The organism is Lysobacter sp. A286 (assembly GCF_054052105.1).
Window position 1 is genome coordinate 1 of sequence record NZ_JBSVRJ010000004.1, and the last position, 18,499, is coordinate 18,499.

At 66.3% G+C, this 18,499-nt stretch carries 12 protein-coding genes; 8 read left to right on the forward strand and 4 right to left on the reverse strand.

Annotated elements, in window-relative coordinates; translation table 11 throughout:
* Window positions 1–155 precede the first annotated feature (155 nt).
* Window positions 156–2,861: a pyruvate dehydrogenase (acetyl-transferring), homodimeric type gene (gene aceE / locus ACW7G0_RS12885; protein ID WP_456990193.1), complete on the reverse strand. Its 2,706-nt coding sequence runs from the start codon at window positions 2,859–2,861 to the stop codon at window positions 156–158.
* Window positions 2,862–2,949: 88 nt separating this feature from the next.
* Window positions 2,950–5,232 (reverse strand): NADP-dependent malic enzyme, encoded by a 2,283-nt coding sequence (locus ACW7G0_RS12890; RefSeq protein ID WP_456963144.1) that lies wholly within the window; start codon window positions 5,230–5,232, stop codon window positions 2,950–2,952.
* Window positions 5,233–5,330: 98 nt separating this feature from the next.
* Between ACW7G0_RS12890 and ACW7G0_RS12895 the strand changes: the two genes are divergently transcribed.
* The 6 genes from ACW7G0_RS12895 to ACW7G0_RS12920 all read left to right on the forward strand — a co-directional run bounded on the left by ACW7G0_RS12895 (window position 5,331) and on the right by ACW7G0_RS12920 (window position 13,882).
* On the forward strand, window positions 5,331–6,674 hold the full coding sequence (locus ACW7G0_RS12895; RefSeq protein ID WP_456990195.1) for a hypothetical protein: 1,344 nt from the start codon (window positions 5,331–5,333) through the stop codon (window positions 6,672–6,674).
* A 149-nt stretch (window positions 6,675–6,823) separates the two neighbouring features.
* Window positions 6,824–8,425 (forward strand): N-acyl-D-amino-acid deacylase family protein, encoded by a 1,602-nt coding sequence (locus ACW7G0_RS12900; protein ID WP_456990197.1) that lies wholly within the window; start codon window positions 6,824–6,826, stop codon window positions 8,423–8,425.
* Window positions 8,426–8,473: 48 nt separating this feature from the next.
* Window positions 8,474–9,673: a sodium/glutamate symporter gene (gene gltS / locus ACW7G0_RS12905; protein WP_456990199.1), complete on the forward strand. Its 1,200-nt coding sequence runs from the start codon at window positions 8,474–8,476 to the stop codon at window positions 9,671–9,673.
* A gap of 116 nt (window positions 9,674–9,789) precedes the next feature.
* Window positions 9,790–11,568, forward strand: a complete 1,779-nt coding sequence (locus ACW7G0_RS12910; protein WP_456990201.1) for a gamma-glutamyltransferase family protein — start codon at window positions 9,790–9,792, stop codon at window positions 11,566–11,568.
* On the forward strand, window positions 11,568–12,857 hold the full coding sequence (locus ACW7G0_RS12915) for an FAD-dependent oxidoreductase (protein WP_456990203.1): 1,290 nt from the start codon (window positions 11,568–11,570) through the stop codon (window positions 12,855–12,857). The genes ACW7G0_RS12910 and ACW7G0_RS12915 overlap by 1 nt, the downstream gene beginning before the upstream one ends.
* 74 nt (window positions 12,858–12,931) lie before the next feature.
* Complete coding sequence (locus ACW7G0_RS12920; protein WP_456990205.1) at window positions 12,932–13,882, forward strand: LysR family transcriptional regulator; 951 nt, start codon at window positions 12,932–12,934, stop codon at window positions 13,880–13,882.
* 31 nt (window positions 13,883–13,913) lie between these two features.
* Here the strand turns inward: ACW7G0_RS12920 and ACW7G0_RS12925 are convergent, their stop codons facing one another.
* Complete coding sequence (locus tag ACW7G0_RS12925) at window positions 13,914–15,173, reverse strand: flavohemoglobin expression-modulating QEGLA motif protein (protein WP_456990207.1); 1,260 nt, start codon at window positions 15,171–15,173, stop codon at window positions 13,914–13,916.
* Window positions 15,160–16,347, reverse strand: a complete 1,188-nt coding sequence (gene rsgA, locus ACW7G0_RS12930) for a ribosome small subunit-dependent GTPase A (protein WP_456990209.1) — start codon at window positions 16,345–16,347, stop codon at window positions 15,160–15,162. Before rsgA ends, ACW7G0_RS12925 begins: the two co-directional genes overlap by 14 nt.
* Before the next feature lie 181 nt (window positions 16,348–16,528).
* On the opposite strand from rsgA, the gene ACW7G0_RS12935 reads away from it, so the two are divergent.
* The gene (locus tag ACW7G0_RS12935; RefSeq protein WP_456990211.1) at window positions 16,529–17,815 is read left to right on the forward strand and encodes an aminotransferase class I/II-fold pyridoxal phosphate-dependent enzyme; all 1,287 of its coding nucleotides are present in this window, start codon (window positions 16,529–16,531) and stop codon (window positions 17,813–17,815) included.
* Window position 17,816: 1 nt separating this feature from the next.
* Window positions 17,817–18,497 carry an SGNH/GDSL hydrolase family protein gene (locus ACW7G0_RS12940; RefSeq protein WP_456990213.1) on the forward strand — a complete coding sequence of 227 codons (681 nt, stop codon included), beginning with the start codon at window positions 17,817–17,819 and terminating at the stop codon, window positions 18,495–18,497.
* Window positions 18,498–18,499 lie beyond the last annotated feature (2 nt).

Consider the following 18,499-nt stretch of genomic DNA (forward strand, 5'->3'; position numbering starts at 1 on the left):
AGCGACCGAGGAAGACTCTTGGCTTTCAAACGCCGGCTGAGATGTTCAGTCAATGTGTTGCGTTGACCGGTTGAATCCACCGTCGATAGCAGCCATTCAAAGCACTAAAGAAAAAGGCGGCCATCGGCCGCCTTTCTCATTCCTCATAACCCGACTCAAACCCCAATCGGGTTCGGCTTCTCCGCATCGATCTTGTACGTCTTGATCGCCCTTGCGACATCCTTCGCGGTCATCTTGCCTTCCGCTGCCAACGCGGCGATCGCTGCGTGGGCGACGTAGTAGCGGTCGACTTCGAAGTGGCGGCGCAGGTTGGCGCGGGTGTCGCTACGGCCGTAGCCGTCGGTGCCCAGTACCGTGTAGTGCATCGGGACGTAGGCGCGGACCTGTTCGGCGTAGGTGCGGATGTAGTCGGTGGCGGCAATCGCCGGGCCCTGGCGGCCATCCAGCAGGGCGGTGATGTGCGCCTTGCGTGGGGTCTTGGCTTCGGGGTGGAAGCGGTTTTGGCGTTCGACGTCGGCACCGTCACGGGCGAGCTCGTTGAAGCTGGGGCAGGACCAGATGTCGGCGATCACGCCGAAGTCCTTCTCCAGCAGTTCGGCCGCGGCGATGACTTCGCGCAGGATGGTGCCGCTGCCCAGCAGTTGCACGCGCAGCTGGTCTTTCTTCGGCTTGCCGGCGTCGTGGAACAGGTACATGCCCTTGATGATCCCTTCGGCGCTGCCTTCGGGCATGGTCGGGTGGACGTAGTTCTCGTTCATCAGGGTGACGTAGAAGTACTCGTCATGCTGGTCGGCGAGCATGCGTTGCATGCCGTGCTGGATGATGGTCACCACTTCATAACTGAAGGTCGGGTCGTAGCTGCGGCAGTTCGGGATCAGCCCGGCCTGCACCATGCTGTGGCCGTCTTCGTGCTGCAGGCCTTCGCCGTTGAGGGTGGTGCGCCCGGCGGTGGCGCCGAGCAGGAAGCCGCGCGCACGCATGTCGCCGGCTTGCCAGGCGGCGTCGCCGACGCGCTGGAAACCGAACATCGAGTAGTAGATGTAGAACGGCAGCAGGGCGAGGTCGTTGCTGCTGTAGCTGGTGGCGCAGGCAAGCCAGGAGGCGAACGCGCCGGCCTCGGTGATGCCTTCCTGCAGCACCTGCCCGGCAGTGTCTTCGCGGTAGTACATCAGCTGGTCACGGTCGACCGGCTTGTACTTCTGGCCGAACGGGGCGTAGATGCCGATCTGGCGGAACAGGCCTTCCATGCCGAAGGTGCGCGCTTCGTCGGCGACGATCGGCACCAGCCGCGGGCCGACCTGCTTGTCGCGCAGGGAGATATTGAGCATCTGCACGAACGCCATCGTGGTGCTGATCTCACGCTCGCCGGTGGACTTGAGCAGGCGCTCGTAGGTCGCCAGCGGCGGCACTTCAAATTGCTGGGTGGCCTTGCGACGGCGCTGCGGCAGGAAGCCGCCGAGGGCCTTGCGGCGCTCGAGCAGGTATTCGATCTCCGGCGAGTCCTTGCCGGGGTGGTAGAACGGCACCGCGCCGTCCTTGAGCTGGTCGTCGGTCACCGGGATGGCGAAGCGGTCGCGGAACGCGCGCACGTCATCGTCATCCATCTTCTTGGTGCCGTGGGCCGGGTTGAGCGACTCGCCGGCCACTCCCATGCCGTAGCCCTTGACCGTCTTGGCCAGGATCACGGTCGGCATGCCCTTGGTGTTCACCGCCTGGTGGTAGGAGGCGTAGACCTTGTGCGGGTCGTGGCCGCCGCGGTTGAGGCGCCAGACGTCCTCGTCGCTGAGGTTGGCGACCAGCTGCGCGGTCTCCGGGTACTTGCCGAAGAAATGCTCGCGGGTATACGCGCCGCCGAAGGCCTTGCAGTTTTGGTACTCGCCGTCGACGGTTTCCATCATCAGCTGGCGCAACTTGCCGCTGGTGTCGCGGGCCAGCAACGGATCCCAGTAGCTGCCCCAGATGTTCTTGATGACGTTCCAGCCGGCGCCGCGGAAGTTGCCTTCCAGCTCCTGGATGATCTTGCCGTTGCCGCGCACCGGGCCGTCCAGGCGCTGCAGGTTGCAGTTGACGACGAAGATCAGGTTGTCCAGGCCCTCGCGGCCAGCGACCGAGATCGCGCCGAGCGACTCGGGCTCGTCGGTCTCGCCGTCGCCGAGGAAGCACCAGACCTTGCGGTCGGTCTTCGGCATCAGGCCGCGGCCTTCCAGGTACTTGAAGTTGCGCGCCTGGTAGATCGCGCTGATCGGGCCCAGGCCCATCGACACAGTCGGGGTCTGCCAGTAGTCCGGCATCAACCACGGGTGCGGGTAGGAGCTGATGCCGCGACCGTCGACCTCCATGCGGAAGTTGTCGAGCTGGTCTTCACTGAAGCGGCCTTCCAGGAACGAGCGCGCGTAGATGCCCGGCGAGCCGTGGCCCTGGATGAACAGCAGGTCGCCCGGATGGTCTTCGCTCGGCGCGCGCCAGAAGTGGTTGAAGCCGACGTCATACAGCGTCGCCGAGGAGCCGAAGGTGGCGATGTGGCCGCCCAGGTCGCCGGGCTTGCGGTTGGCCCGCACCACCATCGCCATTGCGTTCCAGCGGATGATCGAGCGGATTTTCCACTCCATCGCCGCATCACCGGGGCTCTTGGCCTCCAGTTGGGTCGGGATGGTGTTGATGTACTCGGTGGTCGGGTCAAACGGCAGGTGCGCACCGGCGCGGCGCGAGACTTCGACCATGCGCTCCAGCAGTTGGTGCGCGCGGTCGGTACCGTCGCGCTGGATCACCGCTTCGACCGATTCGACCCACTCCTTGGTCTCGGTAGGGTCCGGATCGTTCTGCAGCAGCTCGTTGAGCGGGCTCTCGTAGGTCTGGGTCATGCGCCTCGCGACCCCTTGGCCGCGCCTCATAATCAAGTGGGATCTATGCCGTCATTCTACCGCGCCGCCGCGATGGCGGCGCGCCTACCTATCCGCCACGGCTGGCGCGGATCTGGGCGTCGACCGCCGCGATCGCGGTCATGTTGACCACCCGGCGTGACGTCGCATCCGAGGTCAGGATGTGGGCCGGTTTGTCCAACCCCATCAGGATCGGGCCAATCGCCACGCCGTCGGTGGCAACACGGAACATGTTGTAGGTGATGTTGGCCGCGTCCAGGTTGGGCAGCACGAACAGGTTCGCGCGTCCGCTCAGGGTGGTGTTGGGGAAGATGCGTTTGCGCAACGCCTCGTTCCATGCGGTGTCGCCCATCATCTCGCCGTCGACCTCCAGCTTGGGCTGGCGTGCCTTGAGGAGCTCGCGCACCTTGCGCATCTTCGCCGCCGACGGGTTGTCGTGGCTGCCGTAGTTGGAGTGCGACAGCAGCGCGACCTTCGGCTCCACCCCGAACAGCTTCAGCCGGTAGGTCGCCTGCAGGGTCGCCTCGGCGATCTGCTCGGCGCTGGGGTCAAGCTGGACGTGGGTGTCCAGGAAGAACCACGCGCCGGCGTCGTTGATCACCCCGGTCATCGCGGCGGTGCCGGCGATGCCGCGATCGAAGTCGAAGATGCTGCGCAGGTAGCCAAGCTTCTTGTGGAACCGCCCGACGATGCCGCAGATCATCGCGTCGGCCTCGCCCCGCTCAACCATCAAGGCCGCGATCAGGCTCGGACGCGAGCGGATCAGGCTCTTGGCCGCCTCGATGGTGACGCCGCGGCGCTCGGTCAGGGCGTGGTACTGCTGCCAATAATCGTGGAAGCGCGGGTCGTCGTGGATGTTGGTCAGCTCGAAATCCACGCCCTGGCGCATGCGCAGCCCGAGCCGGTCGATGCGGGTCTGGATCACTTCCGGGCGGCCGACCAGGATCGGCGTGGCCAGGCCTTCGTCGATCACCGTCTGCACTGCGCGCAGCACGACTTCTTCCTCACCCTCGGCATAGACCACGCGCTTGCGGTCGCTGCGGGCACGGTCGTAGACCGGCTTCATCAGCAGGCCGGTGCGGTGGACAAACTGGCCGAGCTTCTCCTCGTAGGCCGCTATGTCCTCGATCGGGCGGGTGGCCACGCCGGACGCCATGGCCGCACGCGCCACGGCGGACGACACCATCACCATCAGGCGCGGGTCGAACGGGCGCGGGATCAGGTATTCCGGACCGAAGGTCGGCACGTCGCCGCCGTAGGCCGAGGCCAGGTCGCCGGCTTCCATCCGCGCCAGCTGGGCGATCGCATGCACGCAGGCGAGCTTCATTTCCTCATTGATCACGGTTGCGCCGACATCCAGCGCACCGCGGAAGATGTACGGGAAGCAGACCGCGTTGTTGACCTGGTTGGGGTAGTCGGAACGGCCAGTGGCGAGGATTGCGTCGGGGCGCACCGCCTTGGCGGCGTCGGGCAGGATCTCGGGGTACGGGTTGGCCAGCGCCAGGATGATCGGCTGCTCGGCCATGGTCACGACCATTTCCGGCTTCAGGATGCCGCCGGCGGACAGCCCCAGGAACACGTCCGCGCCAGCCACGATCTCCGCCAGCTCGCGCTTGTCGGTATCGCGGGCGTAACGCGCCTTCTCCGGGTCCAGGCCGGGGCGGTCGCGGTAGAGCACGCCATCACGGTCGAAGGCGAAGATGTTCTCGTGCCGTGCGCCCATCGCGACCAGCATGTCCAGGCAGGCGATGCCCGCCGCGCCGACGCCGGTGGTGGCGATGCGGACGTCCTCGATTTTCTTGCCGACCACTTCCAGCGCGTTGAACACCGCCGCGCCGACGATGATCGCAGTGCCGTGCTGGTCGTCATGGAACACCGGGATCTTCATCCGCTCGCGCAGCTTGCGCTCGACGATGAAGCACTCCGGTGCCTTGATGTCCTCCAGGTTGATGCCGCCGAAGGTCGGTTCCATCGCCGCGATGATGTCGACCAGCTTGTCGGGGTCGCGCTCGTCCAGCTCAATGTCGAACACGTCGATGCCGGCGAACTTCTGGAACAGGATGCCCTTGCCTTCCATTACCGGTTTACCAGCCAGCGGGCCGATGTCGCCCAGGCCCAGCACTGCGGTGCCGTTGGTGATCACCGCCACCAGGTTGCCGCGCGCGGTGTAGTCGCGGGCGGTATTGGGGTCGTCGACGATCGCCTCGCAGGCATAGGCCACCCCGGGCGAGTACGCCAGCGCCAGGTCACGCTGGGTCACCATCGCCTTGGTCGGGGTGACCTTGATCTTCCCGGGCGGGTGCTGGCTGTGGTAGTCGAGGGCGGCTTGCTTGAAATCGTCGGTATTGGACATTGCGGGAGGGCACGGCTGGAAGGACGCTCGATTCTACCGTTCGTGGCAACGGCAGCGCGATTGACCCAGAATCGAGGCACGTTGCAGCGGGGACAGGCATGCAGGAATGGGCGCGGGACCGGCTGAAGGCCGGCGGGTGGATGCTGCTGGTGGCCGCGCTGACGGTGCTGGTGCAGTGGCCGTTGGTTTCCAACCCCGGCTACTTCAGCCATGACGAGCTGCAATGGGCGGCGGCGGCGAACGTTGCGCCCGGCGCGACGCTGCCGTGGGTCGACTGGTTCGACCTGGTGCTGTTCCAGTACCGACCGCTGACCTTCAACCTGTGGCTGTGGCTGTCGCACCACCTGTTCGACCAGCCGCAGGCATTCCATGCCGTGATCGTGGCTGCCGGGGCACTCAATGCCGCATTGCTGACCGGCCTGTTGGTCCGGCTGGAGGTTTTGCCGCGACGGGCCGCGTTGGCCGCGCTGATGTTCGCGCTGGGGCCCTACGCGATGTACGTGCACGGCTGGGTGGGCACGATCGGCGACCTGCTCTGGGTGGGCTGCGGGTTGCTGGTGGCGTTGGTCGCGACCTCGCGCTGGCCGGGATGGCGCATCGCGATCGCCGCCGCCGTGCTGACCGCGGTCGCGCTGCTGGCGAAGGAGGCCGCGCTCTCGATCCCCGCGCTGCTGGCCGTGGCGTGGTTGCTGGACCGCACGAGAGGGGGCTGGCGCTGGGCATTCGCGGGGTCGGTGGTGCCGGCGCTGGCCTACCTGCTGCTGCGATCGTCCGTGTTGGCCGGTGTCGACGGGCCGGACGACGCCTATGCCTGGTCGCTGACGAACATCCCGCAGCGCTGGCTCGAGTACTACGCTTTCCTGCCGCAGGTCAGCGTGTTCGAAGCCCAGACGACGCTCGCACGGGGGTTCGGCGACACGCGTTTCATCGTCTCCTGCGTGCTGATGCTGGCGCTGTTGGCCGCGTTGTGGCGGGTCGGCTGGCGCTGGGCCGTCGCCCTGCTCGCCGGTGGCGCCGCCGCGCTGGGCCCGGTGCTGGTGCTCGCTGGGGCCAGCAACCAGTACGGCTATGGCTTCGCCGCGTTCGCCGCCGGGCTGGTCGCCTGCGCCTGGCCGCGACTGGCACGCTGGGGCCGTGGGTTGGTGGTGGTACTGGCCGTGCTGTTGCTCTGGCACGGGATCAACGTGATGCGGCAGGTCCGCCACGTCGGCGAGTTGCAGGCGGTGTTCTCGCCGGCGTTGGCCGAACTGCTGCGGGACGAGGACGCGGCCGTCGTGAGGCTGCGGGTCGCCGAAGATGTGCCGCCATGGATCTTCCAGCGCCTGACCCACGACATCCCAAGCTACGACGGCGTCCCGATCCGGTCGCGCGTGCAACTCGTCCAGTCGGGCGACGCCGACCAGGTGATCCAGACCGACGGCCGGCTGACGCCCGCGCCCTGATCACATACAGACAACCCATAACGCAGGGCTATGGAAGGGCCGTGTTTTATCAATTACGCCAACCCCCCCATTGACCTATGGTCGACCCTCATTGCTCCGTTTTGAGGGAGGTGGCCTTGGTCACGCTCGCCGGACATCCCGTAAGGAAGTTGCTTTCCGTCGCCATCGTGGCCATGGCGTTGGGTGCCTGCGCTCCGGATTCCACTGACGACCTCCCTGCGGCTGACCTGGTCATTGTCGGAGGGTCCCTGCACGACGGCGGCACCGGTGAACTGCGGCAGGCAGACATCGCCATCACCGGTGACCGCATCGTCTGGGTCGGCCCGGACGCGTCGTCGCACTACCGGGCGCAGCGCACCATTGATGCCACTGGCAAGGTGGTCGCGCCGGGCTTCATCGATCCCCATGGCCACCCCAACACCTATATCCGCGCCGACGATCCAGTCCAGCGCCGCAATGCCCCGTGGCTGTATCAGGGTGTAACCACACTGGGCATTGGCGTGGACGGGGGTGGCAGTCCGGATATCGCCGAACAACGTGAGTGGTTCCTGCGCCACGGGGTCGGTACCAACCTGGTGCCGTATGTCGGATTCGGTGCGGTGCGCTCGCGCGTGCTTGGACAGAGCGCGCGCAAGCCGGACGCTGCGGAGCTGTCCCGGATGCGTGAGCTGGTGGCATCGGCGATGTGTGGGGGTGCCTTCGGCCTGTCCACGGGCCTTTTCTATGTGCCCCAGAGTTATGCCGAGACCGATGAGGTAGTAGCGGTGGCCACTGAAGCCGCGCGCCGTGGCGGACTGTATGACAGCCACCAGCGCGACGAATCGTCCTATGGCATCGGGCTGATCGCGTCCACCAGCGAGGCCATTGAAATTGGCCGGCGCGCCGGCATGCCGGTCCACATCGCCCATATCAAGGCGCTTGGCGTGGACGTGCATGGCAAGGCTGCCGAACTGATCGAGCTGATAGAAAAAGCGCGGGCGGATGGGTTGCGGGTGACGGCCGACCAATACCCGTGGCTGGCCTCCGGCACCGGCCTGGCGGCGGCCTTGCTTCCGGCGTGGTCACGCGAGGGCGGGCGCAAGCGCTTGCTGGAGCGCCTTGCCGACCCCGCGCAACTGGCGGACATACAACTCGAAATGACTGACAACCTGCGGCGACGCGGTGGCGCGGAGGCCATCCTGCTGACCTCGCTCGGAGAGGACTGGACCGGCCTGACACTGGAAGAGGTCGCCGCCGACTGGGGTCTTTCCGCGGAAGACGCGGCCCTGCGCATCATCGGCCAGGACGAGCGCCCGCCCGGCGTGCGCAGCAGTGCCTCGATTGCCTCATTCAACATGCGTCAGGACGATGTGGAGCTGCTGATGCAGCAGCCTTGGGTGGTCACCAGTTCGGATGGTTCCAACGGTCATCCACGCCAATACGGCAGCTTTCCGGAGAAGTTCGCGCGCTATGTACGGGAGAAGGAAGTCCTCGACATTGGTACATTTATCCATCGCTCCACCGGCTTGACCGCCGATATCCTGGGTCTCCAACAGCGCGGCTATCTGAAGCCCGGGTACTTCGCGGACGTCGTGGTGTTTGACCCGGAAACACTCGCGGCGCGGGCGACCTACGTGGAGCCGCGAGAGCTCTCCGTGGGCGTAAGCCACCTTGTCGTCAACGGCACGCTTGCCATCAGCGATGGCGAGCAGACCGATGCGCTTGCCGGGCGGATGCTTCATCACGTGCCAACCATTGGCACTTGTCCGTGACACTGGATAAACGCCTGATCACCTTTCGAGAACACGGGAAGAAATCAATTGCTTCGACTTGACGCGGTGGAAACCGTCGCCCTGGGCGGCTTAACACTCATGGGTGGATACGCGCTGTGCCGTGCCATTCCGATACTCCGGCGCTACAACCTTCCAGAGCCGGTGGTGGGTGGCCTGGTGGTTGCGTTGATCGTGATGTTCTTCCACGGGCAAGGCACCACGCTGTTTGAGCTGGACACGTCGCTGCAGACACCGCTGATGGTGGCGTTCTTCACCACGCTGGGCATCAACGCGAGCTTCGCCCTGCTGCGTATCAGCGGGCGCCAAGTGGCGATTTTCCTCGGGCTGGCGACGGGGTTTGTCGTCGTGCAGAACCTGGTGGGCCTGGGCGTGGCGTCGATGTTCGACCTGCATCCGCTGTTCGGGGTGTTGGTGGGATCGGCCACGTTGGCTGGCGGGCCCGCAACCGGGCTGGCGTTCGCGCCACTGTTCGAGGAGGCCGGACTGGTCGGCGCGGAGTCGATTGCGATCACCTCGGCGATGGCCGGCATTGTCTGCGGTGGCCTGGTCGGTGGTCCGGTGGCGACCGTGATGATCCGGCGCTGGCGTTTGAAGACTCCCGGCGGCCACCCGACGGAAGTGCCGGATGTGACCGAGCTGAGCGTGGATTCGGAGCTGAGCGACGCACAACGCGAGTTCAGCGCACTCAAGAGCATCGTTTTCATCCTCGTGGCGATGTGGCTGGGGGTCTGGATTGGCAGGGGTTTCGAGGCGCTGGGCTTGACCCTGCCGGCCTACATTGGCGCGATGCTGGTGGGCGCGGCGGTGCGCAACATCGACGATGCGACGGGCTGGATTGGCCTGTCGGTGCGCACCACCGACTTGATCGGCAACATCTGCCTCGCCCTGTTCCTGGCCGTGGCACTGATGAACCTGAAGCTGTGGGAGCTGGCCGGAATGGCCATGCCGCTGGCCCTCAACCTGGTCATCCAGATCGCCATCGTGGTTGCGTTCTGCGTGGTCGTGTTCCGCGCCATGGGCAAGGACTACGACGCCGCGGTGATGAGCGGCGGCTTCATCGGCTTCATGCTCGGCACCACCGCCAACGCGATGGCGGTGATGAAAACGCTGGTGGAGCGCTACGGGGTGGCGCCGCGCGCCTTCCTGGTGGCGCCGCTGGTGGGCGCGTTCTTCATCGACTTCACCAACGCCCTGATCATCACCGGCTTCATGAACTTCCTTGAATAGGGCCGCCTTGAATAGGGCGGCGCTATGGTTCCGCCCAAAGAACCCATAACTGACAGCTATCTGCGTGCCATTGAATGTGAGGGGCGCCCATTCAGCTGTGCGGCTACGATTTGGCCATGAGCAAATCCCGTTCTGCCGCCAACGGCGTAGCTGCCCGCCATCCCAATTTCGCCGCCCGCTTCAACCGGCCTGCCCGCGCACTGCTTGCACTGGTCGGCACGACGCTGCTGGTCGGTTGCCTCGCATTGCCCCGCGACCCCGGGACCGACGCTGGCGAGGGCAAGACCGCAGGCGTGGTGGTCGCCGCCCACCCGCTTGCCGTGGATGCTGGAACGGCAGTGCTGCGCCGCGGCGGGACGGCCATGGACGCCGCCGTTGCCGTCCAGATGATGCTCGGCCTGGTGGAGCCGCAGAGTTCCGGCATTGGCGGCGGTGCCATCATCATGGCCTACGATGCGCGCAGCCAGGCAGTGACCAGCTACATCGGCCGCGAAGCCGCGCCTGCACTGGCCGATGGCAGCTTGTTCGAGGACGAAAACGAGCAGCCACTGCCGCGCGGTGACGCGATGCTTTCGGGTGGCTCCACGGGCGTTCCCGGTACCGTTGCGGTTTTCTCGCAGGCCCAGCGTGAGCACGGGAAGCTGGCGTGGGACGAGTTGTTCGCGGAAACCATCCAGCAGGCCGAGCAGGGTTTCGTGATCACCCCCCGGCTTGAGGAGCACATCCACGGGACGTTCCCGCAGGCGTCCGCGCCGGACGTGCGCCAATTTTTCTCCCGCCCCGATGGCCAGTTGAAGCGGACCGGCGACCTGCTGCGCAACGCCGACTATGCCGAGACGCTGCGCAAGATCGCGCAGGGCAACGAGCAGGCGTTCTATCGCGGTGACCTTGCCAGCGCCATCGTTGCGCGCACCCAGCAACTGCCGCGCCCCGGGCAGCTCAGCATGCAGGACATGGCGGATTACGCGCCTGAAAAGGCCGAGCCGCTGTGCCGTCCCCTGCGGGCCTATGTCATCTGCGTGCCGCGTCCGCCGACCAGTGGTGTGGGGCTGCTGCAGTTGATGGCCCTGCTCGACAAGACCGATATCGACCAGCGCGGTCCCGAAGACCCCCAGTCATGGTTCCTGTTCGCCGAAGCCAGCCGCATCATGTACGCCGATCGTGACCACTATGTCGGCGATCCGGCCTTTGACGACGTCCCCGTCGATGGCCTGCTCGACCCGGCCTACGTCGACCAGCGCCGCGGGTTGATCGGGGACACGGCAGGCCCGGCCCCTCAACATGGGCAGCCGCCCGGCGCGGATGCGCGCGGACCCGACCGTACCGACGAGCCCGGCGGCACCAGCCACTTTGTCGTGATCGACCAATGGGGCAACGCGGTCTCGGTCACCACCACGATTGAGTCGTTTTTCGGGTCCGGCCGCATGGTTGACGGGTTTTTCCTGAACAACGAGCTGACGGATTTCTCCTGGTCCAGCGGCGCTGGCGACGACGGTGCCGCCAATGCGATCGCTGGCGGCAAGCGCCCGCGGTCCTCGATGACACCGATCATCATTCTCGACCGCGATGGACGCTTTGTCGGCGCCCTGGGCTCGCCCGGCGGGTCCGCCATCCCGGCCTACATTGGCAAGGCGCTGGTCGGCCTGGTCTATTGGGACATGCCACTGCAGGACGCGGTGGCCCTGCCGAACCTGGTGGCTCGCGGCAGCCGCTTCAACGGCGAGGCGTCCCGTTTTCCGGAGGCCGTGCTGGACACGCTTTCGCAGCGTGGAATGACGATACGCTCGGGTTCCGGCGAGGATTCCGGCCTGCATGGGGTGTTCTACCGCGATGGCGTACTCGAATGGGCCGCCGACCCTCGGCGTGAAGGCGTGGGCAAACTGGTAACGCACTGATGGCCAGCACCGTCGAACCGTCCCACCCGGCCCCGGATGGGCTTGATCTTCCGAAAAGCGCACGCAGCGACGACGACGATGCCGTCGTCGACCTCACCATCGTGGGCGCAGGCGTGGTCGGCATCGCGACCGCATATGCTGCGGCCCGCCGTGGTCTCTCGGTGCGCATCGTCGATCGCGCGTCCGGCCCGGCGATGGGCGCGTCCTTCGCCAACGGCGCCCAACTCAGTTACGCCTATACCGAGTCGATGGCCAGCCCATCGCTTTGGACCAAGCTGCCATCGATTGCGTTGGGCATGGACCAGGCGTTGTCGATGCGCTGGTCGCTGGATCCGGACTTCCTGCGCTGGGGCATCGCCTTCCTCGCCAATGCCACGCCGGAAAAATTCCGCGCGAACACGCTTGCCGTACTCGATCTGGCGGCGCAGTCGCGCGCGGCAATGGACGACCTGCTGCAGCGCCATCGCATCGACTTCGAGCACACCACTCCTGGCAAGATGCACCTTTTCCGTGACGCGGCCGCGCTGGACGCTGCCGCAGCCATGGTGGCGATCAAGCAGAAGCACGGCGTAGAGCAAAGTATCCTCAGCCCGCAGCAGGCGATCGACATCGAACCTGCATTGGCGGGCGCTTCCGGCCTGGTCGGCGTGGTGCATTCGCCGGCTGAGGAGGCAGGTGATCCGCAGCGATTCTGCGTTGGCTTGCTGGCGTTGCTGGTGGCCGATTACGGAGTGACGGCGTGCTTCGACTTCGACGTGGCGAAGCTCGCGACCACGCCGGAGGGTGTCTGCCTGGAAGCGCGCGACGGCCGGCGACTGCGGTCGCGCAAGCTGGTGTCCTGCGCTGGCGTGGACGCTGTGGCGCTTGCGCGGGACATGGGCACGCGCCTGCCGCTGCTGCCGGTCAAGGGCTACTCGTTCACGGCCGCGCCGGGAAACTTGGCGCCACGGGTCAGCATCACCGACATCGATCGCAAGCTGGTGTTCTGTCGCCTGGGTGACAAATTGCGCGTGGCGGGCCTGGCCGAGGTCGGCAATCGCAACGCGGCCGTCGACCCGCGCAGGGCGGAGCATCTGGTGGCGATGGCCCGTGACTCCCTCCCTGCCGCCGCCGCGTACGACGCGATCGACAGTACGTGGGCGGGGCTGCGTCCGATGACGCCCAGCTCGGTGCCGATCATCCAGCGTATTCAACCCAACGTCGTGGTCAACGTCGGTCACGGCATGCTGGGCTGGACGCTGGCGATGGGGGCCGGCGAGCGGGCATTGCAAGCGCTGCTGGAAAAGTAGCCGCGCGCGCCACCGGCGTCTGTGCCGCGTGGTCACTTTGGGCATGTTTGATCTGGCTGCCCTAAGATCAGGGCATGCGCCTTCGTCAAATTGAAGTGTTCCACGCCGTCTATACGACCGGCTCGATCAGTGCTGCTGCGCGTGCGCTGCATGTGTCCCAGCCTTCGGTGAGCAAGGTGCTGCACCACACGCAGTCCAAGCTCGGGCTGGAGCTGTTCACGCTGGTGCGCGGCCGTCTGGTTGCCACTGACGAAGCGCATGCGCTGTTTGTGGAAGTCAACGAGATATTCGAGCGCCTGGGGTCGCTGCAGAAGACCATCAGCAATATCAAGAATATCGGCGGTGGCCACATCCGCCTTGGCGTGGTGCCGTCCCTGGGCTTGCATGTCGCGCCATTGGCGGTCGCCCGTTTCCGCCGTATGCATCCGGAAATCACGTTCGACGTGCAGACCCTGCACCATGACGAACTGTTCCAGGCGCTCTATGAGCGTACCTGCGACATCGCGATCGCCTACGCGCCACCACTGCACCCGCGCATGAAGCGACGCGTGCTGAAAACCGCGCAGATGGTGCTGCTTTTCCAGAACGACGATGTCCCCGACGTGGGTGAATCGGTTCCCCTGTCGCTGATGCATGGACGCGAAGTGGTCGGGCTGACCGCCAGCGGGCCGGTCGGTGATGCACTCGCCAGCGCGTTGCGACGCAGCAACGTTGCCATCCGCGAAGTCGTGTCGAACCAGACCTTCTATACCGCCGCTGCACTGACCCGCCATGGCGCGGGGATGACGGTGGTCGACGAGTTCACCGCCCGCGCCACGGTGCAGGACGATGTTTCTTTCCGCCCGTTTGCGCCGCCGATCCGGTTCAACGTCGATTGCGTCTTTCTTGAGGACCGGCGCCCGTCGAAAGCGGCGGAGGAGTTCATCAGCCTGTTCAAGTCGATTATCGGCGAGATCCAGGACGGACCGGGAAGCGACTCTGCCGAGACCGAATCACCTGCCCTGGTGGCTGGCGGCGGGCAATAAGCACTGCCAGCCGGCTGTCACAGCTTCATCCTCAGATATCCGCAAAGTCCGTGTCGTCGATCGTGTCCAGCCGGATCTGGTTGGCGAACAGCGAGAACGCGAGCATGCCGGCCAGACCGTTGGCGCGGGCGACCCAGGTCGGCAGCCAGCGCGGTGGCAGCAGCACGCCGGATTCGAACAGTGGCGCCAGCCGTTGTACGTCGCCCAATGTCATCTTGCCGGCGAACAGCCAGCGGCACAGGCGCAGCTGGCGTCGCCGCAAAGCCCAGCGGAAGAACGTGTGGACGCCGATCAGGCCGCGCAGGTAGACGGTGTCCTTGGTGAAGGCGTGACCGCCGCTGGTCGGCACGCCACGGAACACGCGCTGGGCTGATGCGAAGCTTTCCTGCGGGGTTTGACCGCTGTCGAGGAAGAAGCGGAATACCTCGATGAAATCCGCACCTTCCAGCGCTTGCGCGATCGCCTCGATACGCAGGCTCAGGCGCTTCATCCGGCTGATATCGATGGCGCCGGTGATCTGCTCGGCAAAGGTCGCCAGCCCTTCCTGGGTCGCGGTTGCGCGTGGCGAGGACAACGCCAGGCTGCCCAGCACTGGCTGCTCGCGGCCGTTGAGCGCGCTGAGCGAGTGGACGAAGGCCTCGTGCTGCAACAGCTGGTGGCGGTCGTAATCGGTGAAAGCCGCGCCGGTGCGCAGGCGGATCCGGGTCGCGCCGGCGGCAGCCTTGGCGATCAGGTCAGGATCCAGCACGACCTCGATCATGCGGTCGTTGAAGTAGTCGTCCAGGTCGCCCTGCAATTGCAGTTGCAGGGCGGTGGCCGAAATCTCGACCTGCTCGGCAGGCGAGACGAGTTCGCGGTCGAACTGGTCCGCGATCTCGATGAAATGCCGCGCCGCCACGCGCGCGTTTGGTCCGTTACCTGGCAGTGGTGCATCGACGCTGCCGTAGAGCTGTTGCGACAGCTCGGTGACTGCCGGGGTGCCAAGCGCCTCGCACAACCGGGCGGCGGTTTCCCAGCTGGAAGTGGCGTCGATCAGGTACTGGCCCAGCGGGTGGCTGGCATCGGCTTCGCGCGCGATCGCGGCCAGCTCGGTGCGGGCTTCGCTGAAGTCGTGGCGTGGGTAGGCGACCTGCGGCAACCGGGTGACGCCGCGGGCGTGGTCGGCCAGAAACGTGCTCGCGGTTGCGGCCGGCCAACTGGCAAGGGTCAGCACCTTGATCCCGCGCGCCGTTTGCACCATGCGCTCGTCCAGCGCGGTGTGGTGGACGATGTCGGGGTCAGTCTTCGCCATAGTCGTCGTCGACCTGGGGCCGTTGCCGCGGGGGCTTTCCGGGGGGTCTCCCGGGCGACTTTCCCGCAGGCTTGGCGGCCGCATTCTTTCCCGTTGCCGTGGCAGCCGGGGTGGCCGCGACATTCTGCGCGCGACGTGCGGCCAGCTTTTCCGCGGCGCCGGCAACTTCCTCCTCCAGCTTGAGGTAGTTGGTGAAACGGCGCGGATCCAGCTTGCCGGCCTCGATGGCCGCGCGGATCGCACAGCCCGGCTCCTGGGCGTGTTTGCAATCGCGGAACTTGCAGTGCTCCGCCAGCGCTTCGATATCGCCGAAGTTCTCGGCGACAACCTCTTCCCCGGTCGGCTTCAATTCGCGCATGCCGGGGGTATCGATCAGGCAGGCGCCGGTCGACAACGGAATCAACGCGCGGTGGGTGGTGGTGTGGCGGCCGCGCTCGTCGCTTTCACGCACCGCACCGGTCTTCATGCGCTCGCTGCCCACCAGGGTGTTGGTCAGGGTCGACTTGCCCGCACCGGAGCTGCCGACCAGCACCGCGGTGGTGCCCGGCCGCAACCATGGGTTGAGGGATGCGACGCTGTCGGGGTCGCGGGCGTTGACGGCGCGCACCGCGACATCCTGCGCGGCCAGTTCAATCAATGCGGCCAGTGAGCCGGGGATATCGTCCGCTTCGTCGGCCTTGGTCAGCACCACGACCGGCTCCGCGCCGCTACCGCTGACCAGCAGCAGGTAGCGCTCGATCCGGCGCGGGTTGAAGTCCGCGTCCAGCCCGCAGACCACGAACACGGTGTCGATGTTGGCCGCGATCAACTGCTGTTTGTAATGCTCACCGGCGGCGCCGCGCTTGATCGCGGTGCGCCGCGGCAGCAGGGCGACGATCTGGTCTTTCTCGATGGCGTCGAGCACCAGCACCCAGTCACCCACGCCGGCGCGCTGCTCGGTCGGGGTCATGCCCTGCTTGTAGCTCGGCGTGCGCTGCCACTCGGGCAAAGACTCCACCGGGAAACTGTGGTCTGGCCCGTCGGCAACGACATAGCCGCTGCGATGCTGCTCGACCACGCGCGCCGGGCGGGCTTGCGGAAACTGCGCCATCAGCTCGCGCCATTCGGCGACTGCGGGCAGGCCATCGTCGTCAAGCGGCCAGCCGATCGCCTGCAGGGCGAGCTCGGGGGTCACGGAAAGTGGTGGAATCGGCGCATGCGGCGATTTTACCTATATGTCCTGCCCGTCTGCGCGACAGGACCGCCCGGCAGACGCGGCGATGACGCAGCTGCGATAGCCGGGGCAAACCCTGTAACTGCGAAACCGCGCGGGAATCGGATAGTCTGGCCGGACATCCTCCCGCAGCCTGACCGCGATGCCACCGTCCCAGCTGAAAACCCGTGCCCGCCTGTCTGAAGTCCGATATGAGATCCGCGGCGAGCTCGCCCGCCGGGCACGTGAACTGGAGTCGCAGGGCCGCACCCTGATCAAGCTCAATATCGGCAATCCCGGTGCGTTCGGCTTCCGCGCCCCGCCGCACCTGCAACGGGCGATTGCCGGACGTATTGCCGATACCGACCCCTACACCCATCAGCAAGGCCTGCCGGCGGCCCGCGAGGCGATTGCGGAATTCCACCGGCAACGTGGCACGCCCAGCGTGGCGGCGGAGCGGGTGTTCATCGGCAATGGCGTCAGCGAGCTGATCGACCTGTCGCTGCGCGCCCTGCTCAATCCGGGCGACGAGGTGCTGCTGCCATCGCCCGATTACCCGTTGTGGTCGGCCGCGACCATCCTCAACGACGGTCGTCCGGTGTACTACCGCTGCGCGCCGGAGAATGCCTTCCTGCCCGACCCGGTGGAAATCGAATCACTGGTATCGGAGCGCACCCGCGCGATCGTGCTGATCAACCCGAACAACCCGACCGGGGCGAGCTACCCGCGCGAGTTGCTGCTGCAACTGGTCGATATCGCCGCGCGTCATGGCCTGTTGCTGATGTGCGACGAGATCTACGACTCGATTCTCTACGACGACGCCACGTTCGAGCCAATCGCGCCGCTGGCCGGCAACCTGCCGTGCCTGTCGTTCGGCGGGCTGTCCAAGGTGCATCGCGCCTGCGGCTGGCGGGTGGGCTGGGCCGTGCTGTCGGGCGATCCGGCGTTGAGCGCGGACTTCCACCACGCGATGGACCTGCTGGGCGCGTTGCGCTTGTGCTCGAACGTACCCGGGCAGTTCGCCATCGAGGCGGCTCTGCACGGCGAGGACACCATCAGCGAACTGTGCGCTCCCGGTGGCCGGCTGCACGAGGCGCGCCGGATGGTGATCGAGGCGGTCGCCGCCAGCCATTACCTGGAGCTGGTCACCCCTGCCGCCGCGCTGTACGCGTTCCCTGCAGTGACCGGCATCGCCGGCTTCGACGACCACGCCTTCGCGCTGGAATTGCTGGAGACCGAAGACGTGCTGGTCGTCCCGGGTTCCAGCTTCAACGTGCCTTACCGCAACCATTTCCGGGTCACCCTGCTGCCGCAGCCCGAGCAGCTGGCCGAGGTGTTCCGCCGCATCGAGCGGGTCCTGGAGCGGATCGCGGCGCGGACGAACCCGTCCGCAGCCGACCGCCCGGCGCCAGCTATCACAACCCTGCCAACGCGGGTCGCGGTGGCCTGACATGGGCCCGCTACGCTATCTCGCCCTCGGTGACAGCTACACAATCGGCGAGGGCGTGTCCGAGGTCGACCGCTGGCCGGTGGTGCTGGCCGCACAGCTGCGCCATGCCGGCATTGATGTCGCCGCGCCACGCGTGATCGCCACCACCGGCTGGACCACCGACGAGCTGTCGAGCGCCATGGATCTGGAGGAGCCACTGGGATGCTGGGACTTCGTCAGCCTGCTGATCGGGGTCAACAACCAATACCGCGACCGCAGCGTGGCCGAGTACCGCGGCGAGTTCCACGACTTGCTGCGGCGTGCGATCGCGCTGGTGGACGGACGCGCCGACCGGGTGCTTGTGTTGTCGATCCCGGATTGGGGGGTGACGCCGTTCGCGATCGCACAAGGCCGCGTCGGCACCCTGATTGCCGAACAACTGGATGCCTACAACGCCGTTGCCGCTGAACTGTGCGCACGCCATGGTGTCGCTTTTGTCGACATTACCCCGGTCAGCCGTACGCATGGCGGAGAGGCCTCGATGCTGGTCGACGACGGTCTGCATCCATCGGCGCCGATGTACCAGCGGTGGGCCGCGCAGGCGTATCCGATCGCGCGTGAACTGCTGGCCGATGGTGCCCACACCACGGACCTCAACGCCGGGCCGGGTTCACGGTCCGGCGATCATCCCGACCGCCGCTGATG

Excerpts from the sequence above, each read along its gene's own strand:
- ACW7G0_RS12915 (WP_456990203.1), top strand. The coding sequence starts at position 11,568 with ATGGCCAGCACCGTCGAACCGTCCCACCCGGCCCCGGATGGGCTTGAT.
- ACW7G0_RS12895 (WP_456990195.1), top strand. The coding sequence starts at position 5,331 with ATGCAGGAATGGGCGCGGGACCGGCTGAAGGCCGGCGGGTGGATGCTG.
- ACW7G0_RS12890 (WP_456963144.1), bottom strand. The coding sequence starts at position 5,232 with ATGTCCAATACCGACGATTTCAAGCAAGCCGCCCTCGACTACCACAGC.
- aceE (WP_456990193.1), bottom strand. The coding sequence starts at position 2,861 with ATGACCCAGACCTACGAGAGCCCGCTCAACGAGCTGCTGCAGAACGAT.
- ACW7G0_RS12935 (WP_456990211.1), top strand. The coding sequence starts at position 16,529 with ATGCCACCGTCCCAGCTGAAAACCCGTGCCCGCCTGTCTGAAGTCCGA.
- ACW7G0_RS12920 (WP_456990205.1), top strand. The coding sequence starts at position 12,932 with ATGCGCCTTCGTCAAATTGAAGTGTTCCACGCCGTCTATACGACCGGC.
- ACW7G0_RS12925 (WP_456990207.1), bottom strand. The coding sequence starts at position 15,173 with ATGGCGAAGACTGACCCCGACATCGTCCACCACACCGCGCTGGACGAG.
- ACW7G0_RS12940 (WP_456990213.1), top strand. The coding sequence starts at position 17,817 with ATGGGCCCGCTACGCTATCTCGCCCTCGGTGACAGCTACACAATCGGC.
- ACW7G0_RS12910 (WP_456990201.1), top strand. The coding sequence starts at position 9,790 with ATGAGCAAATCCCGTTCTGCCGCCAACGGCGTAGCTGCCCGCCATCCC.